Below are 20,729 nucleotides of genomic sequence, written 5' to 3' on the forward strand. Positions count from 1 at the left end.
CGTCAGTCCTGTCGGGAGACCAGTCGGGCAGCCACGCGGGGCGCGAACGCCGGGGCCAGCGGCACGATGCCGAGGACCAGCACCATCGGGACGGCGAAGCCGATCCGCAGCGAGTCCGCACCGACCAGGCCGGTGAGCACCGAGCCGAGCAGCGCACCGACGTAGTTGAACTGGTTGAACCGCGCGATCACCGCGTCCACGCGTGCCTGCCGGACCGCGGGCTCGAACTCCTCGCCGTCCTCGGCCGCACCGGCGATCCGGGCCGCCGCCGAGAAGCTCAGCGGCGCGACCACCGCGACCCCGCCGCCGAGCAGCGCGAAGCCGAGGACGGCCACCCGCCAATCCGGCGAGAACACCACGAGCGCGAGCGCCGCGGCCCCCACGACGGCGCCGGCGCGCAGCACGGGGACCGGGCCGAAGCGGCGGACCAGCCCGTCTCCGGCGAGCCGCACGGCGCCGCTGACGAGCAGGTAGGTCAACGCCGCGAGTGCGACGTACCGCTCGGGGGTCGGGAAGGTGTGGTCGAGGAACAGTGGCCCCCAGGTCTGCACGGCGGTGTCGACCATGTAGAAGAGCACCATCGCGGTCCCCACCAGGAGGATCGGCCGCCAGGGCACCGCGACCTGGGCGGACAGCTCGGTCGGTCCGTGGTCGCGCGGGAGGAACGGGAGGAACGCGACCAACAGCGGGATGACGCCGACAGCGGCGTTCGCGGAGAGCGGCAGGTGCGACGTCGCCAGGGTCACGGCGGCGCCGATCACGCCGCCGAGCGTCCAGGCGCCGTGGAACGACGGCAGGATCGGACGGGCGTAGCGGTGCTCGAGCGCGACCGCCTGCATGTTGGTGCTCGCGTCGACGATGCCCAGGCCGAAGCCGTAGACCGCGATACCGGCCACGAACGTCTCGGTCGCCCGGGCCGTGCACAGCACCGGCACGCCGACCGCCACGATCAGCAGTCCGGTGCGGAGCAGCAGCGCGCTGTCGCGCCGCTTGGCGAGGGCCTCGGCGGCCACCGAGCCGGCGCCGGCCAGCAGGATCATCATCAGCAGGATCATCGAGAGCTGGACGTCCGAGAGCCGCCAGCGGTCCTGGAACTCCGGGAGGCGGGTCGTCAGGCTCAGCAGGATCAGGCCCTGGCTGAGGAACCCGGACGCGGTCCCCAGCCGTGCCCGGGTAAGGTCCATGCGCCGCATCGTGGCACGGGTTGTCCGAAAAGCGGTGCCACTTCGGCCAAGCTGGTCCACCATTCCGTGAGCACGGGCTGATCGGCCCATCGGCGAGAAGAGGGAACATGGCGCGCACCGGGCAGCAGCTGCGGCAGCGGACGGCGAAGGCGATGGCCCAGTCGCAGGGCCCGAGCGGCCCGGGGCCGACGCGGGCGACGAGCGCGCCACGCTCGGGCTGGGGCGACCGGCTCCGCTACGGCTTCGACAACAGCATGTCGCGGGGCACGCCGGCGCTGATCATGTGGCTGTGCGTCGCCACCCTGGCGCTGATCGTGGTGTTCACGGTCCTCGTCACGGTGCTCAGCCTGCGCGGGGGCGGCGAAGGCAGCTTCTTCCGGGAGCTGATCCAGAGCCTGTTCCACGCCCTCGACCCGGGCACCGTCGCGGGTGACGGCGACACCCCCTGGCGGTTCCTGCTGACGATGCTGCTGCTGACGATCGGCGGCCTGTTCATCGTCAGCGCGCTGATCGGCGTGATCGCCGCCGGCATCGACACCAAGCTCGCGGAGCTGCGCCGTGGCCGCTCCATCGTGCTCGAGCGCGACCACACGGTCATCCTCGGCTGGTCGGACTCGATCTTCACGATCGTGCGCGAGCTGACCATCGCCAACGAGAGCCGCCGCAAGCCGGTGATCGTCATCCTCGCCGACCGCGACAAGGTGGAGATGGAGGAGGACCTGCGCGCCAAGGTCGGCGACCTTCGCGGCACCCGCGTGATCTGCCGATCCGGCTCGCCGATGGACCTCGACGACCTGGCGCTGAGCAGCCACCCGACCGCGCGCTCGGTGATCCTGCTCGCCCCGGAGGACTCCGACGACCCCGACAGTGAGGTCATCAAGTCGCTGCTGGCCCTGACCCACGCCGGCGCGGACGGCCCGCGCATCGTCGCGGAGATCCGCAACCCGACCAACCTCGAGGCGGCCCGTCTGGTCGGAGCCGACCGAACCGTGCTCCTCGACATCCGCGAGACCGTGGCCAAGCTGGTCGTCCAGACCTCCCGGCAGTCGGGCGCCGCGGCCGTCTACACCGAGCTGTTCGACTACGACGGCGACGAGATCTACTTCCTCGAGGACCACCGGCTCGACGGCGCGACGTACGCCGACGCGCAGCTCGCGTTCGAGCGCGCCTCGGTGATCGGGCTGATCGCGGACGGCGTGCCGACGCTGAACCCGCCTCCCGAGACCCGCGTCGCCGGGCACACGCTGATCGTGGTCGCCGAGGACGACTCCACCCTGCGGGGGGAGCCGGATGCCGCCAGCCGCCCCGACCTCGACCTCCTCGGCACCGTCGCCGCCGACGAGGAGCACCCGACCCAGGCCCTGCTGATCGGCTGGAACGAGCGGGCGCCCATCGTCGTGCGCGAGCTCGACCACTACGCCCCGCCCGGCTCGACGCTGACCGTGCTGACGTCGTACGCCGTGCCGACCGTGCCCGGCCTCCGCAACCTCGCTGTCACGGTCGCACCCGGGCCGACCACCGACCGCGCCACGCTGGAGGAGCACGTCGTCGAGGGGCTCGACCAGGTCATCGTGCTGTGCTACTCCGACGACCTCGCCCCGCAGGCCGCCGACGCGCGCACCCTGGTCACGCTGCTGCACGTGCGCGACATCCTGTCCCGGTTCGACGCCGCGACGCCGGTGGTCAGCGAGATGCTCGACGACCGGAACCGGGTGCTCGCGCAGGTCGCGCACGTCGACGACGTGGTCGTCAGCGGCGAGATCGTGAGCCTGCTGGTCACCCAGCTCTCCGAGGATCCGCGCCTGGAGCTGGTCTTCGGCCAGTTGCTCGGCAACGAGGGCAGCGAGATCTACCTGCGGCCCGCGGAGTGGTACGTCGCGCCGGGCGCCGAGGTCTCCTTCGCCACGATCGTCGCGGGCGCGACGCGCCGCAACGAGACCGCGATCGGCTACAAGTCGGTGGCCCTGGCCGATGCCGACGCGTCGTTCGGGGTGCGGGTGAACCCGGCGAAGTCCGAGACGTTCCAGGTCCTGCCGGGCGACCGGGTCGTCGTGCTCGCCGACGACTGAGCTGTGTTGTGATGGCCGGGTGAACCAGCCGCCCGTCCACGAGCTCTGGGTCGTCCGGCACGGCGCCACCGAGTGGAGTCGCGACCACCGGCACACCTCCACCACCGACCTGCCACTGCTGCCGGAGGGCGAGGAGGTCGCCCGGTCGCTGGCGCCGCGCCTCGCCGACGCCGGCTTCGCACTGGTGCTGACCAGCCCGCGGCTGCGGGCGCGGCGGACCGCCGAGCTCGCCGGCTTCCCGGACGCGGTCCCCGACGACGACCTCGTCGAGTGGGCGTACGGCGACTACGAGGGCACCACGACCGAGGAGATCCGGGAGAAGGTGCCGGGCTGGACCGTGTGGACCCACCCGACACCGGGCGGCGAGTCCGCCGCCGAGGTCACCCGCCGGCTGGACCGCGTCGTCGAGCGGGTGCGACGAGCCGATGGTCCGGTGCTGGCCTTCGGCCACGGGCACGCGCTGCGGGCGCTGGCCGCGCGCTGGCTGGCGCTCCCGGCCACCGACGGCCGGCACTTCCGCCTGGACACCGCTACCGTCTCGGTCCTCGGCTACGAGCGGGAGACGCCGGTCCTGCGCTGCTGGAACTCCTGAGGCAGGGGAGTGGCCCGCGGGCGCGCGTGCGAGGGCCGGCGGCTGGCGTCCGGTTGGCGGGTGGTGGTGGCGGGTCGAAGGTCGGTGGTCGGTCTATGTCCGTCTGGTGAAGGCGACCTTCCCGCCGGGCAGGGTCGTGGTCGTGTAGTGGGGGTCGTGGGCGCGGGTGTGGTGTTTGGGGCAGAGGAGTCGCCCGTCTTTGACCGATGTCGGGCCGCCTGCGGCCCAGGGGTTGTTGTGGTGGATGTGGCAGAGGCCGGGGGGCCAGTCGCAGCCGTCGGCGGTGCAGGTCTGGTCGCGGTGGGCGATCGCGAGGCGTTGGGCTTTGGTGTGGAACCGGCGCCGGCGTCCGAGGTCGAGGGGTTGGGAGTTGCCGTCGAGGATCATGGGGATGATCTGGGCTTCACAGGCGAGGCGGCGGGCTTGGCCGGGTGAGATGGTGGTGCCGGTGTCCAAGACACCGGGCTCGAGGCCGCCGAGGAGGGTCTCGACCGGGATGGTGACCACGACGGTGGCGGTGAGGCCGCCGGCGTCGGGGAGCCGGTGGGTGGGGTAGCGCTCGATCCATTCGCACAGGGCCCGGCCGAGCCGTTCGGGCCCGGGCAGCCGCTCCCCCACTGATCCTTCGACCGCGGCGCGGTGTTTGGGGGCGGCGAAGGCGAGGAGCTGCTTCTTCAGCGTCTGGGCCTGGGCGGTGGGCAGGGTGCCGCGGAGTCGGGTGGTGCCGTCGCCGTGGTCGGTCAGGGTGAGCCGGGTGGTCTGGGTGGCGGCGCGTTCTTCGGCTTCGAGGAGTCGGGCGTAGTGGGCGTCGGCGGCGTCGGGGTCGATGACGTGCAGGAGGCCTTTGCCGAGGCGGCGTAGCGCGTGGGCGTCGAAGTGGGCGGCCTGGCCGATCAGGTGATGCTCGGCCTCCTCCACCAGGACCGGGTCCACGTCGTCGGGCAGGGCGTCGACCGCGGTCATGATCACCGCCGCCTGGTCGACCAGCACCGTCCCGGCCGCCAGCGCGTCACGGACCAGGCCGTGCCGACCCAGACTGGCGGCGAGTCGGGTCTTGGCGGCCGCGGTCCCATGGGTCTGCCGGGTGGCGTGGGCCCACCAGTTCGTCAGCGACGTCGCCCCGGCCCGTTCGGCGACCTCCACCCTCGTGGCGTGGGAGGCGACCCGGGCTTCGAGCTCGGCGACCCGGGCGCACGCGCGGGTGGCCTCGACCAGCGTGGCGGCGGTCTCGGCGGGGTCCATCGACCACAAGGACGCCTCGGTGATCTCGTCGAGCAGGGCGTGGACCTGGGCGAGGGCGCGGGAGACCTGGTGTCGTGGCTGGGCCAGTGCGGTCATAGGACGCTCCCGAGAAGTGTTGCGTGCGAACATGATATCAAACGTATGCTCGAAAAGTCAACAGGTGATCGAAACCTTCTTCGAGCACGGTCAGAGGGGTCGGCCAGTGACCCGGTCGCAGGCCGCGACCCGACGCGGGCCTGTCCCGTTGCTGCCGAGGACCGCGACCACCCGCCGACGGTGAGTCGCAGCAGGGTCGTGGCCGGCGCGGTGGCTTCGAGGCTCGCTGCGCTCGCGCCTCAACCACCGGCATGGCAGCGTCCTGCGTCGCCTGCGGGGGGTCTCGACGAGCTCGACCACCCCGGCCGCGGACCTTGTGCCCTTGACGCCCGACCGCGCGATCCGCACCGTGGAGCCATGTCGCTCGCGGCCAGCTGTGTGCGCTGCTCAGCCCCGGTGCTGGAGGCGCCGGACGATCCCGAAGGGCGCTGGGCATGCCCTCAGCACGGGCTGACCCGGGCGTTGTGGCACGCCCCGGAGTCGACGTACGACGCGTTCGGCGAGCACCTGGCGGTCTCGCGGCTGTTCCCGACGTACCTGCCATGGCCGCTGAGCCCCGGGTGGAGCGTCACGGACTTCGCCGCGGTCGGCGACGGCCCGGAGCGGACCCGGGCCACGCTGACCTGCGCGTCCGGCACCAGCGAGCTGGACGGCCCGGTGGACGTGCTGGTCGTCGCCGAGGAGGCCGGCACCGGGCTCGGCGCGCGCTGCGCCGGGACCCGGTACGACGACCCCGGCGGCGACATCGGGCACCGGCCACCGGCGGTCCGGATCCGGATCGGTAGTCAGGCGGTGAACCTCTGGGACGTGTCGACCAGCAGCGCCGACGGCGAGTTCGACCGGTCCGTGGTGGCGGGGGAGGCCGGTGGTCGCTGGCTGTGGATCGTGCTGCGGCCGGCCTCGGCGCTGCTGCTGCTGCGCGACGACTGGATCCTGCGCGACGTGTCCCACCTGGGACCGCAGCTCGTGGAGCTGCCCTTCGGGGGTCCCCGCCCCGGCTGGTGAGCCTCGAGGACGTCCTAGGCTGCACGGGTGCGCATCGACCTCCACACGCACTCGCGGGCCAGTGACGGGACCGACACCCCGACCGAGCTGGTGCGCGCCGCGGCGGCGACCGGGCTCGACGTCGTGGCGATCACCGACCACGACACTGCGGCCGGCTGGGCAGAGGCGACCCGCGCCGCGGAGGCGGCCGGCGTGGACGTGGTTCCCGGCATGGAGATCAGCACCGAGCACCGCGGCCGCAGCGTGCACCTGCTGGGCTACCTGCCGGACCCGACGTACCCGCCCCTCGTCGAGGCCCTCGACCGGGTGCTCGACGGCCGCGAGTCCCGGGTGCCGGTGCTGATCGAGCGGCTCCGGTCGCTGGGCATCGACATCACCTCCGACGACGTCCGCCGCGCGTCGTACGGCACCGCTGCCACCGGGCGGCCGCATGTCGCCGACGCGCTGGTGGCGATCGGCGCCGTCGCCGACCGGGACGAGGCGTTCGCGACCTACCTGGGCTGGGGCAAGCCCGCCCACATCGACCGGTACGCCGTGCCGCTGGTCGACGCGCTCCGGCTGATCGCGGAGGCGGGCGGGGTCTCGGTGATCGCGCACCCGTGGGGGCGGGGCGGGCTGGCCCTCGGCGGGTCGGAGCGCGCCGACGAGGAGGCGCTCAGCGGTCTGCAGGAGCTCGGTCTGGCCGGCATCGAGGTCGACCACCAGGACCATGACGCCCGGGCCCGCGACCGGCTGCGCGCGATCGCCCGCAACCTCGGCCTCGTCGCCACGGGCTCGAGCGACTACCACGGCGACGGGAAGAAGGACCACGAGCTGGGCTGCAACACCACCGACCCGGAGCAGTACGCCCGCCTGCTCGAGCTCGCCCGAGGGGCCTCGCAGCGCTCCGGGCGCGGCACGCCCACCGTGGCGGGCTGAGGGTCAGCGGCGGCCCATCGACTGGAACCGCTGCAGCACGCCGGTCGGCACGAGTCGGGCCGCGGTGGCGATGGCCTGGTACTGCGCGCCCGGGATCGAGAACGGCTTGCCCCGCGCGTGGTCCTTGAGCGCCCGGGCCACCAGCGTGTCCGCGTCGAGCCACATGAACCCCGGGGCCGAGTCGCGGCGCACCCCCATCCGCTCGTGGAACTCCGTGCGCGTGAAGCCGGGGCACAGGCAGGTCACCGTCACGCCCTGCGGCCCGTACTCGTAGTGGGCCCACTCCGAGAAGCTGTTCACCCACGCCTTGGCGGCCGAGTAGGACCCGCGCGGCAGGAACGAGGCGACGCTGGAGACGTTGATGATGCCGCCGCTGCCGCGCTCCGACATCGGGGCCAGCGCGGCGTGGCTCAGCCGCATCACCGCGGTGACCAGCACGTCGAGCATCGCCTGCTCCTCCTCGACCGAGTTGTCGAGGAACCGTTTCTTCAGGCCGAAGCCGGCGTTGTTGACCAGCAGGTCCACGGGGCGGTCCGGGTCGGCGAGCCGCGCGGCGACCACGTCGAGCTGCGCCCGGTCGGTGAGGTCGGCGGGCAGCACCTCCACCAGCACGCCGTACGCCGTGCGCAGCTCCTCGGCCTCGGCCTCCAGCCGGGCCTGGTCGCGCGCGACCAGCACCAGGTCGTGGCCCCGCTCGGCGAGCTGGTGGGCGAAGGAGCGGCCGATCCCCGCGGTGGGGCCGGTGACCAGTGCGGTTCTCGACATGACGCAAGTCAAACAGGTGGCTGCACCATCCCGGCACCCCCGTCCGGCATGATGGGCAACGATGAGCACCCCACGACGTTCTTCGTCTCCACCGCTCCGCTCCTCCGACGAACAACGGCGCGGGGACCCCGCATGAGCACCCCACGACGTTCTTCGTCTCCACCGCTCCGCTCCTCCGACGAACAACGGCGCGGGGACCCCGCATGAGCACGACACTCGCGATCGCCAACCAGAAGGGCGGCGTCGCCAAGACGACGACGGTCGCGTCGGTGGGGGCCGCCCTTGCGGAGCTGGGCCATTCGGTCCTGCTCGTCGACCTCGACCCGCAGGCCTGCCTGACCTTCTCCCTGGGCATCGACCCGGAGGACCTCGAGCTCTCGGTCCACCACGTGCTGACCAAGGGCCTGGACCCGGCCGAGGTGATCATCGAGACCGAGGACGGTGTGGACCTGGTGCCCGCCACCATCGAGCTGGCCCGCGCTGAGGCCGAGCTGCTCACCCGGACCGGCCGGGAGCACGTGCTGCGGTCGATGATCGAGGCGCTGGCCGACGCCGAGGTCGACTACGACTGGATCCTGCTCGACTGCCCGCCGTCCCTCGGCGTCCTGACCGTCGCGGCGCTCACCGCCGCGGACGGGGTGCTGGTGCCGCTGCAGTGCGAGACGCTGTCGCACCGGGGCGTGGGGCAGCTGCTCGACACGGTCCACGATGTACGCCGCTTCACCAACCGGGGTCTCGAGGTCTGGGGCGTGCTGCCGACCCTGTACGACGGCCGCACCAACCACTCGCGCACGGTGCTCGAGACCATCTCCGAGACCTACGACCTCGAGGTCGTCGAGCCGCCGATCCCGAAGACGATCAAGTTCGCGGAGGCGCCGGCGGCCGGACGCTCCATCCTCGCGACCAGCCGCAGCAGCAAGGGCGCCCAGGCCTACCGGGACGTGGCCGAGAGCCTCGTCGCCCGGTCCCAGCGGCCCAAGGCCAAGAAGGGATCCGGCAAGGACCGTCCGGGGAAGGCCGGCAAGTGAGCCGCCACCGCGGCGCCCCGGTCCGGCCCCGCTACGGCCGGCTCGCGGCGCTCGGGTCCTCGCTCTCCGTGACCGTGATCGCGGTGCTCGGCGGCACCGGGGTGCTGCCCTCGGCCGTCGGCGATCCGCAGGACTCCTCGGCCGCGCTCGAGAAGGCGGTCGACCCGGTCCCGTCGAGGTCGGTGGAACCGGACGCGGGCACCCCGACCACGGACTCCTCGACCGCCGAGTCCTCGACCACGGACCGGCCCGCGGCGAGCGGAGCGGTCGAGGAGCCGGAGGAGACCGAGGGGACGGCCCTGCCGCCGGGGACCGGGCACGGCAAGCGGATCGTGTTCAGCCAGAGCCGCCAGCGGGTGTGGCTGGTCAGCCGCGCGAAGCACGTCGAGCGCACCTACCTGGTCTCCGGGAGCCTCACCGACAACCTCGACCCGGGCACCTACTCGGTCTACTCGCGCTCCGAGCAGGCCTGGGGGGTCGACGACTCCGGGACGATGCGCAACTTCGTGCGCTTCACCCAAGGCGACACGGGCGCTGCCATCGGCTTCCACGACATCCCGGTCGACGACGGTGAGCCGGTGCAGACCGTGGCGCAGCTCGGCACCCCGCAATCGCACGGCTGCATCCGCCAGCGGCACGCCGACGCCGTGGCGCTCTGGGACTTCGCGCCCTTGGGCACGACCGTCGTCGTCACCGCCTGACCGGCGCCGTCCGAGGCAGGGTCGTGTGCCTGAGAACGCGCCATGGCGCGTTCTCAGGCACACGACCCGGGAGGCGCGAGCTACTCCGCGGCGGGGGCGGGCTTGGTGCCGCTCGAGCGGCGGCGGTTGCGCGAGCGGGACCGGTTGCGGGAGCCGTTCGAGCGGGCCTCCCCGCCCTCGGCCTCGGCCGCCGCTGACGTGGCCGCCGGCGTGCCAGCGGTGACGGTCTCACCCGACCGGGTGCGGGTCCGACTGCGGCTTCGGTTGCGGTTCCCGGAGCGCTCGCGACGCTCGCCGCCACGGTCCTCCCGCGGCTTGCGCTCGACGGGGGCGGGGTCGACGATCCGGCCCTTGGTGCCGGGCGCGATGCCCTGGTCGTGGTAGAGGTGCTCGGAGGTCGAGTACGTCTCCTGCGGCTCGTCGAAGGGCAGGTCGAGCGCCTTGTTGATCATCTTCCAGCGCGCCAGGTCGGCCCAGTCCACGAAGGTGATCGCGATGCCCGACGCGCCCGCCCGGCCGGTGCGGCCGATCCGGTGCACGTAGGTCTTGTCGTCCTCGGGACAGCTGTAGTTGATGACGTGGGAGACGCCCGCGACGTCGATGCCGCGCGCCGCGACGTCGGTCGCGACCAGCACCCGCAGCTTGTCCTCACGGAACTTGGTCAGCGCCTTCTCGCGCGCGACCTGCGCCATGTCGCCGTGCAGCGGGCTGGCGCTGAAGCCGCGCTCGGCCAGGTCGTCGGCGACCCGCTGCGCCTGGCGCTTGGTGCGGGTGAACACGATGACCTTGCCGGCGTCCTCGGCCTGCAGCACGCGGCCGATGATCTCGGGCTTGTCCAGATCGTGAGCCTGGTAGATGAACTGGGCGGTCGCGGGCACGGTGGCGTTCTCGTACGACGACTCCGCCCGGATGTTCATCGGGTGCCGCATGTGGGTGCGGGCCAGCGCGACGATCGCCGCCGGCATCGTGGCCGAGAACAGCATCGTCTGGCGGGTCTCGGGCGTCATCGCCAGGATCCGCTCGACATCCGGCAGGAAGCCCAGGTCCAGCATCTCGTCGGCCTCGTCGAGCACCAGGGCGTGCACGTGGGAGATGTCCAGCGCGCGCCGGTTGGCCAGGTCGATGAGCCGGCCCGGGGTGCCGACGACGATGTCGACGCCCTCCTGGAGCGCGTCGAGCTGGGGCTCGTAGCCGACGCCGCCGTACACGGTGAGGACCCGCAGGCCGCGGTCCGCGCCGGCGAGCGCGAGGTCGCCCGAGACCTGGAGCGCGAGCTCCCGGGTCGGCGCGACGATCAGTGCCTGGGGCTTGCCCTGCGGCAGCTCGGCGTAGTCGGGGTCCTTCGGCGCGACGCTGCGCTGGAGCACCGGGATGCCGAACGCCAGGGTCTTGCCGGTGCCGGTGCGGGCCTGCCCGATCAGGTCGGTGCCCATCAGGGCGACGGAGAGGGTCATCTCCTGGATCGCGAAGGGGGTGACGATGTTGACGCGCTCGAGCGCATCGCAAATCTCGGGGAGCACCCCGAGCTCTCGGAACGTGGTCAGGGTCTTTGTCGCTTTCGTGAGTCAGCCGGGATCAACCGAATGAGATGTCGGATGCGGCGGACTCGGAATGCGGGTCTGCATGCGGTCTGCCGCGCACATACGTGGGCCGCTTGGGCGACCTCGATCACCCGCAGTCTATCGGTAGGGTGCGCACGTGCCCTCATCCCCGCCGGACGACGCGCGCCCCGCCGATGGCGTGGCCTTCCAGGACCCGGACTATCGCGAGGCCGTGGTCGACCTGCTCGGGGCGATCGCGTACGGCGAGATCTCCGCCTTCGAGCGGCTCGCCGAGGACGCCAAGCTCGCGCCGACGCTCGAGGACAAGGTGGCGATCGCGAGCATGGCGACGGCGGAGTTCGGCCACGTCGCGCGCCTCAACGAGCGGCTCGTCCAGCTCGGCGCCGACCCGTTCCGCGCGATGGCGCCGTTCGTCGAGGCGATCGACCGGTTCCACCAGCACACCGCCCCGAGCGACTGGTACGAGGGGCTGATCAAGGCGTACGTCGGCGACGGCCTCGCCAACGACTTCTACCGCGAGATCGCGGCGTACCTCGACACCGAGACCCGTGACCTGATCGTGGCCTCCCTCGAGGACGGCGGCCACTCCGCCTTCGTGGTCGACCGGGTCCGGGCCGCGATCGAGGCGGACCACCGCCTGGGCGGGCGGCTCGCGCTGTGGGGGCGGCGGCTGATGGGGGAGGCGCTGACCCAGGCGCAGCGGGTCGCCGCCGACCGGGACGCGCTGTCGGCGCTGCTCGCCGGCGGCGTGGACCGGCCGGGCCTGGACCTCGCCGCGATCGGGCGGATGTTCACCCGGATCACCGAGCGACACGCCGAGCGGATGGCCGAGCTCGGGCTCGCGTCCTGAGGTGGGCCGCCCGGGTCGGTTTCCCCGGTTCACCGGGGAAACCGGAACTGTTGGGCCGAAACTTCGGGCCAGAAGTTCCAACTTCCCCGGTTACCCGGGGAAACCGTCAGCCATCGGCAGGCGTCGCTCGACGAGCACCGGTTCTCACCGGTGGGGATCCGCCCGGTCCGACTCCGGCTGGCTGCGAGCTCGGCCGGCGCTGACGGAAGCGGACGCGACGAGTACGGCGGCCACTGCGACCTGCCAGCCGTGCCGCCACCAGTCGATGCCGCGGGAGTGGTCGGCGAAGAACAGGCCGTAGAGGAAGTTGCCGATCAGCACCCCGCCGATGCCGCAGATGACCGTGAGCCACAGCGGCACGTCGTCGCGGTCGCCCGGGGCGAGGGCCTTGCCGAGCAGCCCGATGACGGTGCCGCCGATCAGGGCCCACAGCAGCGCGGAGACCATGCGCCGATCCTCCTCACGGCCGGACCCGCGACGCAAGCGGCGGCACCCCTTGGCGGCTCAGGTGTCGACCCGTCGGTAGGGCTTCCTCGGTCGCGTGGCAGCGGTTCCTGGGGAGCCGAGGCGCGAGGCGGCCCCGAAGGGCGACCGCCACGGGCCGGGCCCGCTGCGGGTCCCCGTCAGCTGCGGAAGCCCACCTGGCCCAACGTGCCGTGGCCGATCTCGACGTAGGCCAGCTTGGCGGCGGGTACGACGACCTTCCGGCCCTTGGTGTCGGACAGCGTGAGCACGCCCTCGCCGGCGACCGCCTCGCTGACCAGCTTCTCGACCTGCTCGGCCGACTCGTCGGTCTCGATGGTCAGCTCACGGGCGGCGTTCTGGACGCCGATCTTGACCTCCACGAGGTCCTCCTTCGGTTCGGGGTGGTGCCGGGTGGATCAGTGTTCGTCGGACTTGGGGTAGCCGCGGATCCCGCGCCAGGCGAGCCCGGCCACCAGGGCGGCTGCGTCGGACTGGCTGATGCGGCCGGGGTCCGTGAGCCAGAACCGGGCGCTGACCTGAGCCATTCCCACCAGGGACACCGCGAGCAGCCGCGAGGCGTCGCTCGGCAGGCCCGTGTCGTCTTGGATGACGTCGGCGATCATCGACGCGCACTCGATGGTCACCCGGTCGACCTGCCCACGCACCGCCGGCTCGTTGGTCAGGTCGGACTCGAAGACGAGCCGGAACGCACCGGACTCGCCCGCGACGTACTCGAAGAAGGCGTCGATGGTCGCCGCGACCCGCTGCTTGTTGTCCTGCGTCGAGGCCAGGGCCGCGCGACAGTTGTCGATGATCGTGTCGCACGACTCGTCGAGCAGGGCGAGGTAGAGGTCCAGCTTGCCGGGGAAGTGCTGGTAGAGCACCGGCTTGGAGACACCGGCCCGTTCGGCGATGTCGTCCATGGCGGCGGCGTGGTAGCCCTGGGCGACGAACACCTCGAGCGCTGACTCCATCAGCTGCGCACGGCGCTCACGCCGCGGCATCCGCGCGCCGCGCGGTCGCGCGGTCGGTGCGTCGTACTGCTCAGCGGTCACCCGCGAACTGTATCGGCAACGCGGGGCTGTCTCGGGGATGGCGTCGAGCGAGCCGTGCCGGCGTCCGGATGACGGGACGCGGCCGTCGGCTGCTTGGTCCGGCGGGGGAACATGGCAGAGCCGGACGGTGTTGTGTCCAGCGTCGCCAGGCGAATCGACCAAGCCAAGGAGTACGCCGTGTCCTACCCCGCGCTCGTGGAGCCCGCGGACGAGCTGAGCATCGACGAGGTACGTCGTTACAGCCGCCACCTGATCATCCCCGACGTCGGGATGACCGGCCAGAAGCGGCTCAAGAACGCCAAGGTGCTGGTCATCGGCGCCGGCGGCCTCGGCAGCCCGGCGCTCCTGTACCTGGCCGCGGCCGGCGTGGGCACGATCGGCATCGCGGAGTTCGACGAGGTCGACGAGTCGAACCTGCAGCGCCAGGTCATCCACGGCGTGTCCGACATCGGGAAGTCCAAGGCCCTCTCGGCCAAGGAGTCGATCGCCGAGATCAACCCGTACGTCGACGTGGTGCTCCACGAGCAGCGCCTCGACAACGACAACGTGATGGGCGTCTTCGAGGGCTACGACCTGATCCTCGACGGCACCGACAACTTCGCGACCCGCTACATGGTCAACGACGCGGCGTACTTCCTCGGCATCCCCTACGTGTGGGGCTCGATCTACCGCTTCGACGGCCAGGCGTCCGTGTTCGCCCCGTCCCTCGCCGACGACGCCCCCTGCTACCGCTGCCTCTACCCGGAGCCGCCGCCGCCGGGCATGGTCCCCAGCTGCGCCGAGGGCGGCGTGCTCGGCGTGCTGTGCGCGGCGATCGGCTCGATCCAGGTCAACGAGGGGATCAAGCTGCTCACCGGCATCGGTGACCCGCTGGTCGGCCGGCTGATGATCTACGACGCCCTCGAGATGGAGTACCGCAAGCTCAAGGTTCGCAAGGACCCCAACTGCGCACTGTGCGGTGACAACCCGACCGTCACCGGGCTGATCGACTACGAGACGTTCTGCGGTGCGGTCTCCGAGGCCGCGGCCGATGCAGCGGCCGGCTCGACCATCTCGGTCACCCAGCTCGAGCACATGCTCAAGGAGCGCGAGGAGGGCACCCGCGACTTCGTCCTCGTCGACGTGCGCGAGCCGAACGAGTACGAGATCAACCGGATCCCCGGCTCGGTGCTGATCCCCAAGGGCGAGTTCCTCAACGGCAGCGCCCTCGAGCAGCTGACCTCGCTCACCGGCGGAGACAAGCAGATCGTCATGCACTGCAAGTCCGGTGTCCGCTCCGCGGAGACGCTGGCCATCGTCAAGGGCGCCGGCTATGCCGACGCCGTGCACGTCGGTGGCGGCGTGGTCGCCTGGGTCAACCAGATCGACCCCTCCCAGCCCTCCTACTGAACCCGATCTCCTGCGCCGAGTCGGCGCAACCTGCCCGCCTGAACGCGCCGAGTCGGCGCGTCATGCCCACCTGAGCGGGCACGATGCGCCGACTGGGCGGTGGTGAGCCGGCAAGACGCGCCAGCTCGGCCGGGGTGAGCGGGCAAGATGCGCCGACTGGGCGGTGGTGAGCGGGCAAGATGCGCCGACTCGGCGGTCGTCAGCGGGCAAGATGCGCCGACTCGACCTACCGGTGCGTAACCCGCGCGGGTGCGGTGTCGTTGGGCTGCCGTCAGGATCCGTGGCCGGCACGCGCCGGCCTGCCCTACCGGGAGGGACCAGCCCCCATGATCACCGCCACCTCGTGGTCGGCCCGTCGCGCCGTCACCGTGCTCGCACTCCTGTGCAGCGCCGTGCTCGCCGTCGCGCTCATCTCGTCCTCGCCCGCGGACGCCAAGTCCCACAAACCCCACAAGCACCGCACCACCGTCGCCTGGGCGCCGGCCGACACGGCCCAGATCCACCCGGGCACGATGATGTACACAGACGGTGCCCAGTGCACCGGCAACTTCGTCTTCACCGACGGCGCCGGCAACGTGTACGTCGGCTACGCCGCACACTGCGCAGGCACCGGTGCGGCCACCGACACCGACGGCTGCCTCTCGAACTCGCTGCCCCTCGGCACCAAGGTCACGTTCAACGAGGGCGGCAGCCTGATCAGCGAGGGCACCCAGGTCGGCTCGGGCACCCTGGTGTACTCGTCCTGGGACACCATGGACAAGCTCGGTACCACCGACGCCAACACCTGCGCCTACAACGACTTCGCCCTGGTGAAGGTCGCCGCCGGCGACGTCGCCAAGGTGAACCCGTCCGTCCCGTTCTGGGGCGGCCCGGTCGGGATCGACACCGACGGCACCGCTGCGGGCGACCGGCTCTACACCTACGGCAACTCCAGCCTGCGGGCCGGCCTCGAGCCGCTCTCGCCGCACACCGGCATCAGCCTGGGCGACGACCCGGCCGACGGCGGCTGGAGCCACCCGCTGTACACGGTGACCCCCGGCATCCCCGGCGACTCGGGCTCCGGCTTCCTCAGCGCGGACGGCTCGGCCGTCGGAGTCCTGTCCACCCTGGGCCTGGCCCCGCTGCCGGCATCGAACAACATCGGGGACCTCGCCCACGAGCTGGCCTTCGCGCAGCAGCACTCCGGCATCTCGGGCCTGCAGCTGGTCAACGGCACCGAGCCCTTCTCGCCGATCCTCTGATCCGCTGAGCACCGGTTCAGCCGCTACCTGAGGGAGCGTCCCGGAGGCTCGGCACTTGCCTCCGCCTGCTCGACGACGACGGCCCCGCCCGACCCGGGCGGGGCCGTCGTCGTGGTCGGGTAGTTTGCGATCCATGACCGCGCGGCAGGCTTCGACCCTGGCCGTCGCGTCGGTCGTCGCGACCGCGCTGCTGGTCGTGGTCCTGGGTGCCTGGGCCGCCTCGATCGGGCCCAGCGGCGTGCTCCGCGGGGAGGGGCCGTCGCCGGCGGGCACGCCGACCGTCACCGAGTCGACCTCCGCCTCCGCGGGCCCGGCTGCCGTCGACACCACGTCTGCGGAGTCCCGCGGCACGCCGCCCTGGGTCCGGGCGTTCGCGCTGCTCGTCGACCTCGCGGTGGTCGTCGGCCTGGTCCTGCTCGCGGCCCGCTACGCCGTGCTGCCCGCGGTGCGCTCCGTCCGGAGGCGGCGCCGGGCGCGGCTGCGGCGTACGACGGAGTCGCTCGACTTCCCCGTCCTGGAGCCGCCCGCGGCGGTCGCGCAGGAGATCCTCGCCGATGCCGCGAGCCAGCGCCGCCTGCTCGCCGAGGGCGGCAGCCCCCGCAACGCGGTCGTCGAGTGCTGGCACCGGTTCGAGACCCAGGCTGCGGCCGCCGGGCTCGCCCGCGGCGCGTGGGAGACGTCCTCGGAGTACACGATGCGCGTGCTGGACCTCGTCGACGCCCACCAGCCGGCGGTCACCCGCCTCGGCGAGCTCTACCGGGAGGCCCGGTTCTCCGAGCACCCGCTGACCGAGGCCCACCGGCAGGAGGCGCTCGCGGCGCTCGACGACATCCACCGCACGATCGGCCGCTCCTTCGGGGTCCACGCATGATCGCGCGACGCTGGTGGCGCCGACTGGTCGGCGGCACGGTGGCGTACGCCGCCCTCGAGGTCGGCCTCGAGCTTGCGAGCGCGGACCCCGACCCGGTCCGGCTGGCGCTGCTGGTCGCGAGCGCCGTCGCGGTCCTCGGCCTGCTCCGCGACGCGCTCGCCGACGGCGGCGCCTCCTGGGACATCGAGGTCGAGCGCCCCTCGCTGGGCGAGCGGGGCGACCCTCGACTGCGCCAGTACCTCGGCCTGCTCGAGGCGCACCTTGCGGCGCGCACGCCCGACGCCGCGCTGCGCGACCGGCTCACGCTGCTGGCCACCCGGGCCGTCGCCCAGCGACACGGGACCGAGCCCGGCGACCCCCGTGTCACCGGACCGGTCTGGCCGTGGGAGGGCCCACCCCGCCGCCTCACCCCGGCCGAGATCGACCGCTGCCTGACCCAGATCGAGGAGCTGTGAGCATGACCGACCCCGTGTCCGATCCCGTGCCCGATCCCGTGTCGGATCCCGCGTCCGAGCGCCTGTCCGTCGCCGAGGCCGCCGACCTGGCCGGACGGGTGCTCGACGAGGTGGAGAAGGCCGTCGTCGGCAAGCGGAAGGCGCTCGTGCAGGTCCTGGCCGCCGTGCTCGCCAAGGGCCACGTGCTGCTCGAGGACTACCCCGGCCTCGGCAAGACCCTCGCGGCCCGGTCCCTGGCCCGGGCGCTCGGTATCGACTTCGCCCGCGCCCAGTTCACCCCCGACCTGCTGCCGGCCGACCTGACCGGGTCGTTCATCTACGACCAGCGCCGCGGGGAGTTCGAGTTCCGCCGCGGGCCGCTGTTCACCGGCCTGCTGCTGGCCGACGAGATCAACCGGACGCCACCGAAGACCCAGGCCGCGCTGCTCGAGGCGATGCAGGAGCGGCAGGTCACCGTCGAGGGCGAGACGTTCCCGCTGTCCGCTCCGTTCCACGTGCTGGCCACCGCGAACCCGATCGAGTACGAGGGCACCTTCCCGCTGCCCGAGGCCCAGCTCGACCGGTTCCTGCTCCGCGTCTCCTTCGGGTACCCCAGCCCGCACGAGGAGTACGACGTGCTCGCCCGGCGGATGGCCCGCCGGCAGGAGGAGGTCGAGCTCGACCGGGTCACCGACGGCGCCGGGCTGCTGGCCATGCAGGCGGCCGTCGAGACCGTCGCCGTCGACGAGAGCGTGGGGCGGTACTGCGTGGAGCTGGCCGTCGCGACCCGGCACCACCCCGACGTGCTCACCGGCGCCTCGCCCCGCGGCTCGCTCGGGCTGGTGCTGACGGCCCGTGCGTTCGCGCTGCTGCGCGGCCGCGACTACGTCGTGCCCGAGGACGTCAAGGCGATCGCTCGGCCCGTCCTGGCGCACCGGATCACGGTCAAGCCGGAGCTCTGGATGTCGGATGCCAGCGGCCGTCGCGTGGTCGACGCGGTCCTCGGCCAGGTGCCGACCCCGACCACGCTGGACGGGCGCCGATGAGCCCGCTCCCGCCGGGCCGGGGCGGTCCGGCGTCCTGGCGGCCGACCACCGCGCTGGGCCGGGCCCTCGTGGTGGGCGGGCTCGGCGTGGTCGGCGCGCTGCTGTCCGGTGAGCCCGCGGTCGTCGTGCTCGCCGCGCCGTTCGTCATGTTGGCGGCGCTGGGGGTGGCGCACCGGCCCACCCGCGAGCCCGTCCTCGACTCCCGGCTCGACCACCTCACGCTGCGCGAGGGCGTCGGCACCACCTCGCGGCTGAGCGTGGCCGGCGCCGAGGACGCCGAGTACCTCGTGCGGGTCACCGGGCAGCCGCCGTACGTCGTGATGCGCCCCAGCGGCGGCCGGGTCGGCCGGCTGCTCGCCGGGGGGCAGGTGCCCGAGGTCGAGATCAGCCCGCGCCGCTGGGGCCGGCGGATGCTGGGGGAGGAGAAGGTCGCGCTCTACACCCCGTGGGCGGGCTACCGCTTCGGCCCGGTCGGGATCGGCGGCCAGTGGACGCGGGTGCTGCCGACGACCGCGCCGTACGACTCGCGCGCCGAGGCCCCGCAGCCGCTCGGCCTGGTCGGCGCGCACCGCTCGCGGCGCACCGGCAGCGGCACCGAGCTGGCGGGGATCCGGCCGTTCCAGCCCGGCGACCGGCTCCGGCGGGTCAACTGGCGGGTCTCGCTGCGCACCCGCGACCTGCACGTCGTGACCACCCGGGCCGAGGAGGACACCGGGGTGCTGCTGGTGCTCGACGCGCTCGCCGACCACGGCGCCTCCGACGGCGTCGACGGCGCGGCCAGCAGCCTGGACCTCGGCGTCCGTGCGGCCTCCGCGATCGCCGAGCACCACGTGCGCCGGGGCGACCGGGTCGCGCTGCGGGTGGTCGGCCGCGGCCACGAGCAGGTCGGGTACGGCGCCGGTCCGCGGCACCTGCGCCGGATCCAGGACCAACTGGCGACCGTGCGGATCGGGGTCGCCGCCGAGCCCGACTCCGGCGTCCTGCAGCTCGGCGTGACCGGCGGCGTCGTCGTCGTGGTGCTCTCCCCGATGCTCGCCGAGCCGGTCGCCACCGTCGCCGCGACCCTGACCCGCCGCGGCGTGGCGGTGCTGGTCGTCGACACGCTCCCGCCCGACCCCCGGCCCGACCTCCCCGGGGACGCCGACCCCACGCTCGCCGCGCTGGCCTGGCGGATGCGGATGGTGGAGCGCTCGGTGGTGCTCGACCGGCTCGCCGCCCTCGGCTGCCCGGTCGTCGCCTGGCGCGGGCCGGGCACCATCGACGACGTGCTGCGCCGCCTGGCCCGCCGCGGCCGGCTCCCGCGGGTGGTGGGCCGGTGAACCCCCTGCGGGGGTACGGCGAGCCGGACGACTGGGCCCGCTCCCAGGTCGCGCTGCGGATGCTGGTCCTGGCCGGGCCGGTCGTGGCGGTGCTCGCTGCCGGACCGGCCGGTCATGCGGCACCGTGGTGGCTGGTCGGCGTGGTCGCCGCCCTCGCCGGAGCCTCGGCCTGGGTCCCGGACTCGCCGTTCGGGGTGGCGCCGTTCCTGGTCGTGCTCGGCTGGTGGGCGGCCGCGCTCGGAGACGCCTCCTCGGCGTGGGTGCTGGTCGCCGCCGCCGGGCTGGTCGTGGCGCACGTCGCCGGCGCGGTCGCGTCGTACGGCCCGGCCACGATGCCGGTCGACGCCGCCACCGCCGGCCTGTGGGCGCGTCGGGGGCTGCTGGTGCTGCTGACCGCGCCGGTAGCCTGGGTCACGGCCCGGCTGCTGCGCGACCAGCCGGAGCAGCCCGGCGTCTGGGTGCTCGGCGTCGCGGCCGCGTGCCTGGCCACCGTCGTCGCGACCGCCGCGTTGGGGACCCGTGAGGAGGACCGGTGAGGATCGACCCGGAGGAGTACGCCGAGCGGGTGCTGCAGTGCGTCGAGTCGGTGCCCCGGGGGCGGGTGACGACGTACGGCGCGATCGCGGAGGTCGTCGGCGAGCTGCTCGGCGGCGGCGGGCCGCGCCAGGTCGGCTCGGTGATGTCCGCCCACGGCGGTGCGGTCGCGTGGTGGCGGGTCGTCCACGCCGACGGGTCGCCACCGACCTGCCACGACGGCGAGGCACCCCAGGCCTACCTCGAGGAGAGCACGCCGCTGCGGCCGTCGGGCCGGATCGACCTGGCCCGCGCCTTCTGGCGGCCCCGCCTGGAGGCCGAGCCCCGACCCCGAGCCTGAACCCGCAGCCCCCGGTGGCGCCG

The 20,729-nt window shown here is 73.2% G+C and carries 22 protein-coding genes; 15 read left to right on the forward strand and 7 right to left on the reverse strand.

Features of this window, described 5'->3' with window-relative positions:
• Positions 1 to 2: 2 nt before the first annotated feature.
• Positions 3 to 1,184, reverse strand: a complete 1,182-nt coding sequence (locus NOCA_RS08795) for an MFS transporter (RefSeq protein ID WP_011754922.1) — start codon at positions 1,182 to 1,184, stop codon at positions 3 to 5.
• A 107-nt stretch (positions 1,185 to 1,291) separates the two neighbouring features.
• Between NOCA_RS08795 and NOCA_RS08800 the strand changes: the two genes are divergently transcribed.
• The gene (locus NOCA_RS08800; protein ID WP_011754923.1) at positions 1,292 to 3,253 is read left to right on the forward strand and encodes a CASTOR/POLLUX-related putative ion channel; all 1,962 of its coding nucleotides are present in this window, start codon (positions 1,292 to 1,294) and stop codon (positions 3,251 to 3,253) included.
• A 19-nt stretch (positions 3,254 to 3,272) separates the two neighbouring features.
• Positions 3,273 to 3,845, forward strand: coding sequence for a histidine phosphatase family protein (locus tag NOCA_RS08805; protein WP_011754924.1), 573 nt, complete (start codon positions 3,273 to 3,275; stop codon positions 3,843 to 3,845).
• Between the two features lie 93 nt (positions 3,846 to 3,938).
• Here the strand turns inward: NOCA_RS08805 and NOCA_RS25655 are convergent, their stop codons facing one another.
• A complete protein-coding gene (locus NOCA_RS25655; protein WP_011754925.1) occupies positions 3,939 to 5,183 on the reverse strand; it encodes an HNH endonuclease signature motif containing protein in 1,245 nt (414 codons plus the stop codon).
• A 357-nt stretch (positions 5,184 to 5,540) separates the two neighbouring features.
• Between NOCA_RS25655 and NOCA_RS08815 the strand changes: the two genes are divergently transcribed.
• Positions 5,541 to 6,188 (forward strand): DUF6758 family protein, encoded by a 648-nt coding sequence (locus NOCA_RS08815; protein WP_011754926.1) that lies wholly within the window; start codon positions 5,541 to 5,543, stop codon positions 6,186 to 6,188.
• 27 nt (positions 6,189 to 6,215) lie between these two features.
• The gene (locus tag NOCA_RS08820; protein WP_011754927.1) at positions 6,216 to 7,106 is read left to right on the forward strand and encodes a PHP domain-containing protein; all 891 of its coding nucleotides are present in this window, start codon (positions 6,216 to 6,218) and stop codon (positions 7,104 to 7,106) included.
• 3 nt (positions 7,107 to 7,109) lie between these two features.
• Here NOCA_RS08820 and NOCA_RS08825 read toward each other — a convergent pair whose 3' ends face one another.
• The gene (locus NOCA_RS08825; RefSeq protein ID WP_011754928.1) at positions 7,110 to 7,871 is read right to left on the reverse strand and encodes an SDR family NAD(P)-dependent oxidoreductase; all 762 of its coding nucleotides are present in this window, start codon (positions 7,869 to 7,871) and stop codon (positions 7,110 to 7,112) included.
• Between the two features lie 203 nt (positions 7,872 to 8,074).
• Here NOCA_RS08825 and NOCA_RS08830 point away from each other — a divergent pair, with 203 nt between their 5' ends.
• The gene (locus NOCA_RS08830; protein ID WP_011754929.1) at positions 8,075 to 8,899 is read left to right on the forward strand and encodes a ParA family protein; all 825 of its coding nucleotides are present in this window, start codon (positions 8,075 to 8,077) and stop codon (positions 8,897 to 8,899) included.
• On the forward strand, positions 8,896 to 9,600 hold the full coding sequence (locus NOCA_RS25660; protein WP_011754930.1) for a L,D-transpeptidase: 705 nt from the start codon (positions 8,896 to 8,898) through the stop codon (positions 9,598 to 9,600). Before NOCA_RS08830 ends, NOCA_RS25660 begins: the two co-directional genes overlap by 4 nt.
• Before the next feature lie 80 nt (positions 9,601 to 9,680).
• On the opposite strand, the gene NOCA_RS08840 is transcribed toward NOCA_RS25660, so the two are convergent.
• Positions 9,681 to 11,120 (reverse strand): DEAD/DEAH box helicase, encoded by a 1,440-nt coding sequence (locus NOCA_RS08840; protein ID WP_011754931.1) that lies wholly within the window; start codon positions 11,118 to 11,120, stop codon positions 9,681 to 9,683.
• Between the two features lie 178 nt (positions 11,121 to 11,298).
• Here NOCA_RS08840 and NOCA_RS08845 point away from each other — a divergent pair, with 178 nt between their 5' ends.
• Positions 11,299 to 12,012, forward strand: a complete 714-nt coding sequence (locus tag NOCA_RS08845) for a ferritin-like fold-containing protein (protein ID WP_011754932.1) — start codon at positions 11,299 to 11,301, stop codon at positions 12,010 to 12,012.
• Between the two features lie 144 nt (positions 12,013 to 12,156).
• Here NOCA_RS08845 and NOCA_RS08850 read toward each other — a convergent pair whose 3' ends face one another.
• The 3 genes from NOCA_RS08850 to NOCA_RS08860 all read right to left on the reverse strand — a co-directional run bounded on the left by NOCA_RS08850 (position 12,157) and on the right by NOCA_RS08860 (position 13,481).
• Positions 12,157 to 12,459 carry a hypothetical protein gene (locus NOCA_RS08850; protein WP_011754933.1) on the reverse strand — a complete coding sequence of 101 codons (303 nt, stop codon included), beginning with the start codon at positions 12,457 to 12,459 and terminating at the stop codon, positions 12,157 to 12,159.
• A gap of 176 nt (positions 12,460 to 12,635) precedes the next feature.
• Positions 12,636 to 12,857: a DUF3107 domain-containing protein gene (locus NOCA_RS08855; RefSeq protein ID WP_011754934.1), complete on the reverse strand. Its 222-nt coding sequence runs from the start codon at positions 12,855 to 12,857 to the stop codon at positions 12,636 to 12,638.
• 36 nt (positions 12,858 to 12,893) lie between these two features.
• On the reverse strand, positions 12,894 to 13,481 hold the full coding sequence (locus tag NOCA_RS08860; RefSeq protein WP_011754935.1) for a TetR/AcrR family transcriptional regulator: 588 nt from the start codon (positions 13,479 to 13,481) through the stop codon (positions 12,894 to 12,896).
• A gap of 228 nt (positions 13,482 to 13,709) precedes the next feature.
• On the opposite strand from NOCA_RS08860, the gene moeZ reads away from it, so the two are divergent.
• From moeZ to NOCA_RS08900, 8 genes are all read left to right on the forward strand, one after another.
• On the forward strand, positions 13,710 to 14,921 hold the full coding sequence (gene moeZ, locus NOCA_RS08865) for an adenylyltransferase/sulfurtransferase MoeZ (RefSeq protein WP_011754936.1): 1,212 nt from the start codon (positions 13,710 to 13,712) through the stop codon (positions 14,919 to 14,921).
• Between the two features lie 326 nt (positions 14,922 to 15,247).
• On the forward strand, positions 15,248 to 16,162 hold the full coding sequence (locus NOCA_RS08870) for a hypothetical protein (RefSeq protein WP_140403974.1): 915 nt from the start codon (positions 15,248 to 15,250) through the stop codon (positions 16,160 to 16,162).
• Positions 16,163 to 16,295: 133 nt separating this feature from the next.
• Positions 16,296 to 17,033: a DUF4129 domain-containing protein gene (locus NOCA_RS08875; RefSeq protein ID WP_011754938.1), complete on the forward strand. Its 738-nt coding sequence runs from the start codon at positions 16,296 to 16,298 to the stop codon at positions 17,031 to 17,033.
• Positions 17,030 to 17,488 carry a hypothetical protein gene (locus tag NOCA_RS08880; RefSeq protein ID WP_011754939.1) on the forward strand — a complete coding sequence of 153 codons (459 nt, stop codon included), beginning with the start codon at positions 17,030 to 17,032 and terminating at the stop codon, positions 17,486 to 17,488. The genes NOCA_RS08875 and NOCA_RS08880 overlap by 4 nt, the downstream gene beginning before the upstream one ends.
• Before the next feature lie 2 nt (positions 17,489 to 17,490).
• Positions 17,491 to 18,513, forward strand: coding sequence for an AAA family ATPase (locus NOCA_RS08885; RefSeq protein WP_011754940.1), 1,023 nt, complete (start codon positions 17,491 to 17,493; stop codon positions 18,511 to 18,513).
• Positions 18,510 to 19,832 (forward strand): DUF58 domain-containing protein, encoded by a 1,323-nt coding sequence (locus tag NOCA_RS08890; protein ID WP_011754941.1) that lies wholly within the window; start codon positions 18,510 to 18,512, stop codon positions 19,830 to 19,832. Before NOCA_RS08885 ends, NOCA_RS08890 begins: the two co-directional genes overlap by 4 nt.
• A complete protein-coding gene (locus tag NOCA_RS27485; RefSeq protein WP_011754942.1) occupies positions 19,829 to 20,368 on the forward strand; it encodes a hypothetical protein in 540 nt (179 codons plus the stop codon). The genes NOCA_RS08890 and NOCA_RS27485 overlap by 4 nt, the downstream gene beginning before the upstream one ends.
• Positions 20,365 to 20,706, forward strand: coding sequence for an MGMT family protein (locus tag NOCA_RS08900; RefSeq protein ID WP_011754943.1), 342 nt, complete (start codon positions 20,365 to 20,367; stop codon positions 20,704 to 20,706). Before NOCA_RS27485 ends, NOCA_RS08900 begins: the two co-directional genes overlap by 4 nt.
• The last annotated feature ends 23 nt before the right edge of the window (positions 20,707 to 20,729 follow it).

Source organism: Nocardioides sp. JS614, from assembly GCF_000015265.1.
Classification (GTDB): domain Bacteria; phylum Actinomycetota; class Actinomycetes; order Propionibacteriales; family Nocardioidaceae; genus Nocardioides.

Excerpts from the sequence above, each read along its gene's own strand:
- NOCA_RS08795 (WP_011754922.1), bottom strand. The coding sequence starts at position 1,184 with ATGGACCTTACCCGGGCACGGCTGGGGACCGCGTCCGGGTTCCTCAGC.
- NOCA_RS08800 (WP_011754923.1), top strand. The coding sequence starts at position 1,292 with ATGGCGCGCACCGGGCAGCAGCTGCGGCAGCGGACGGCGAAGGCGATG.
- NOCA_RS25655 (WP_011754925.1), bottom strand. The coding sequence starts at position 5,183 with ATGACCGCACTGGCCCAGCCACGACACCAGGTCTCCCGCGCCCTCGCC.
- NOCA_RS08815 (WP_011754926.1), top strand. The coding sequence starts at position 5,541 with ATGTCGCTCGCGGCCAGCTGTGTGCGCTGCTCAGCCCCGGTGCTGGAG.
- NOCA_RS08825 (WP_011754928.1), bottom strand. The coding sequence starts at position 7,871 with ATGTCGAGAACCGCACTGGTCACCGGCCCCACCGCGGGGATCGGCCGC.
- NOCA_RS08830 (WP_011754929.1), top strand. The coding sequence starts at position 8,075 with ATGAGCACGACACTCGCGATCGCCAACCAGAAGGGCGGCGTCGCCAAG.
- NOCA_RS08850 (WP_011754933.1), bottom strand. The coding sequence starts at position 12,459 with ATGGTCTCCGCGCTGCTGTGGGCCCTGATCGGCGGCACCGTCATCGGG.
- NOCA_RS08860 (WP_011754935.1), bottom strand. The coding sequence starts at position 13,481 with ATGCCGCGGCGTGAGCGCCGTGCGCAGCTGATGGAGTCAGCGCTCGAG.
- NOCA_RS08870 (WP_140403974.1), top strand. The coding sequence starts at position 15,248 with ATGATCACCGCCACCTCGTGGTCGGCCCGTCGCGCCGTCACCGTGCTC.
- NOCA_RS08875 (WP_011754938.1), top strand. The coding sequence starts at position 16,296 with ATGACCGCGCGGCAGGCTTCGACCCTGGCCGTCGCGTCGGTCGTCGCG.
- NOCA_RS08880 (WP_011754939.1), top strand. The coding sequence starts at position 17,030 with ATGATCGCGCGACGCTGGTGGCGCCGACTGGTCGGCGGCACGGTGGCG.
- NOCA_RS08885 (WP_011754940.1), top strand. The coding sequence starts at position 17,491 with ATGACCGACCCCGTGTCCGATCCCGTGCCCGATCCCGTGTCGGATCCC.
- NOCA_RS08890 (WP_011754941.1), top strand. The coding sequence starts at position 18,510 with ATGAGCCCGCTCCCGCCGGGCCGGGGCGGTCCGGCGTCCTGGCGGCCG.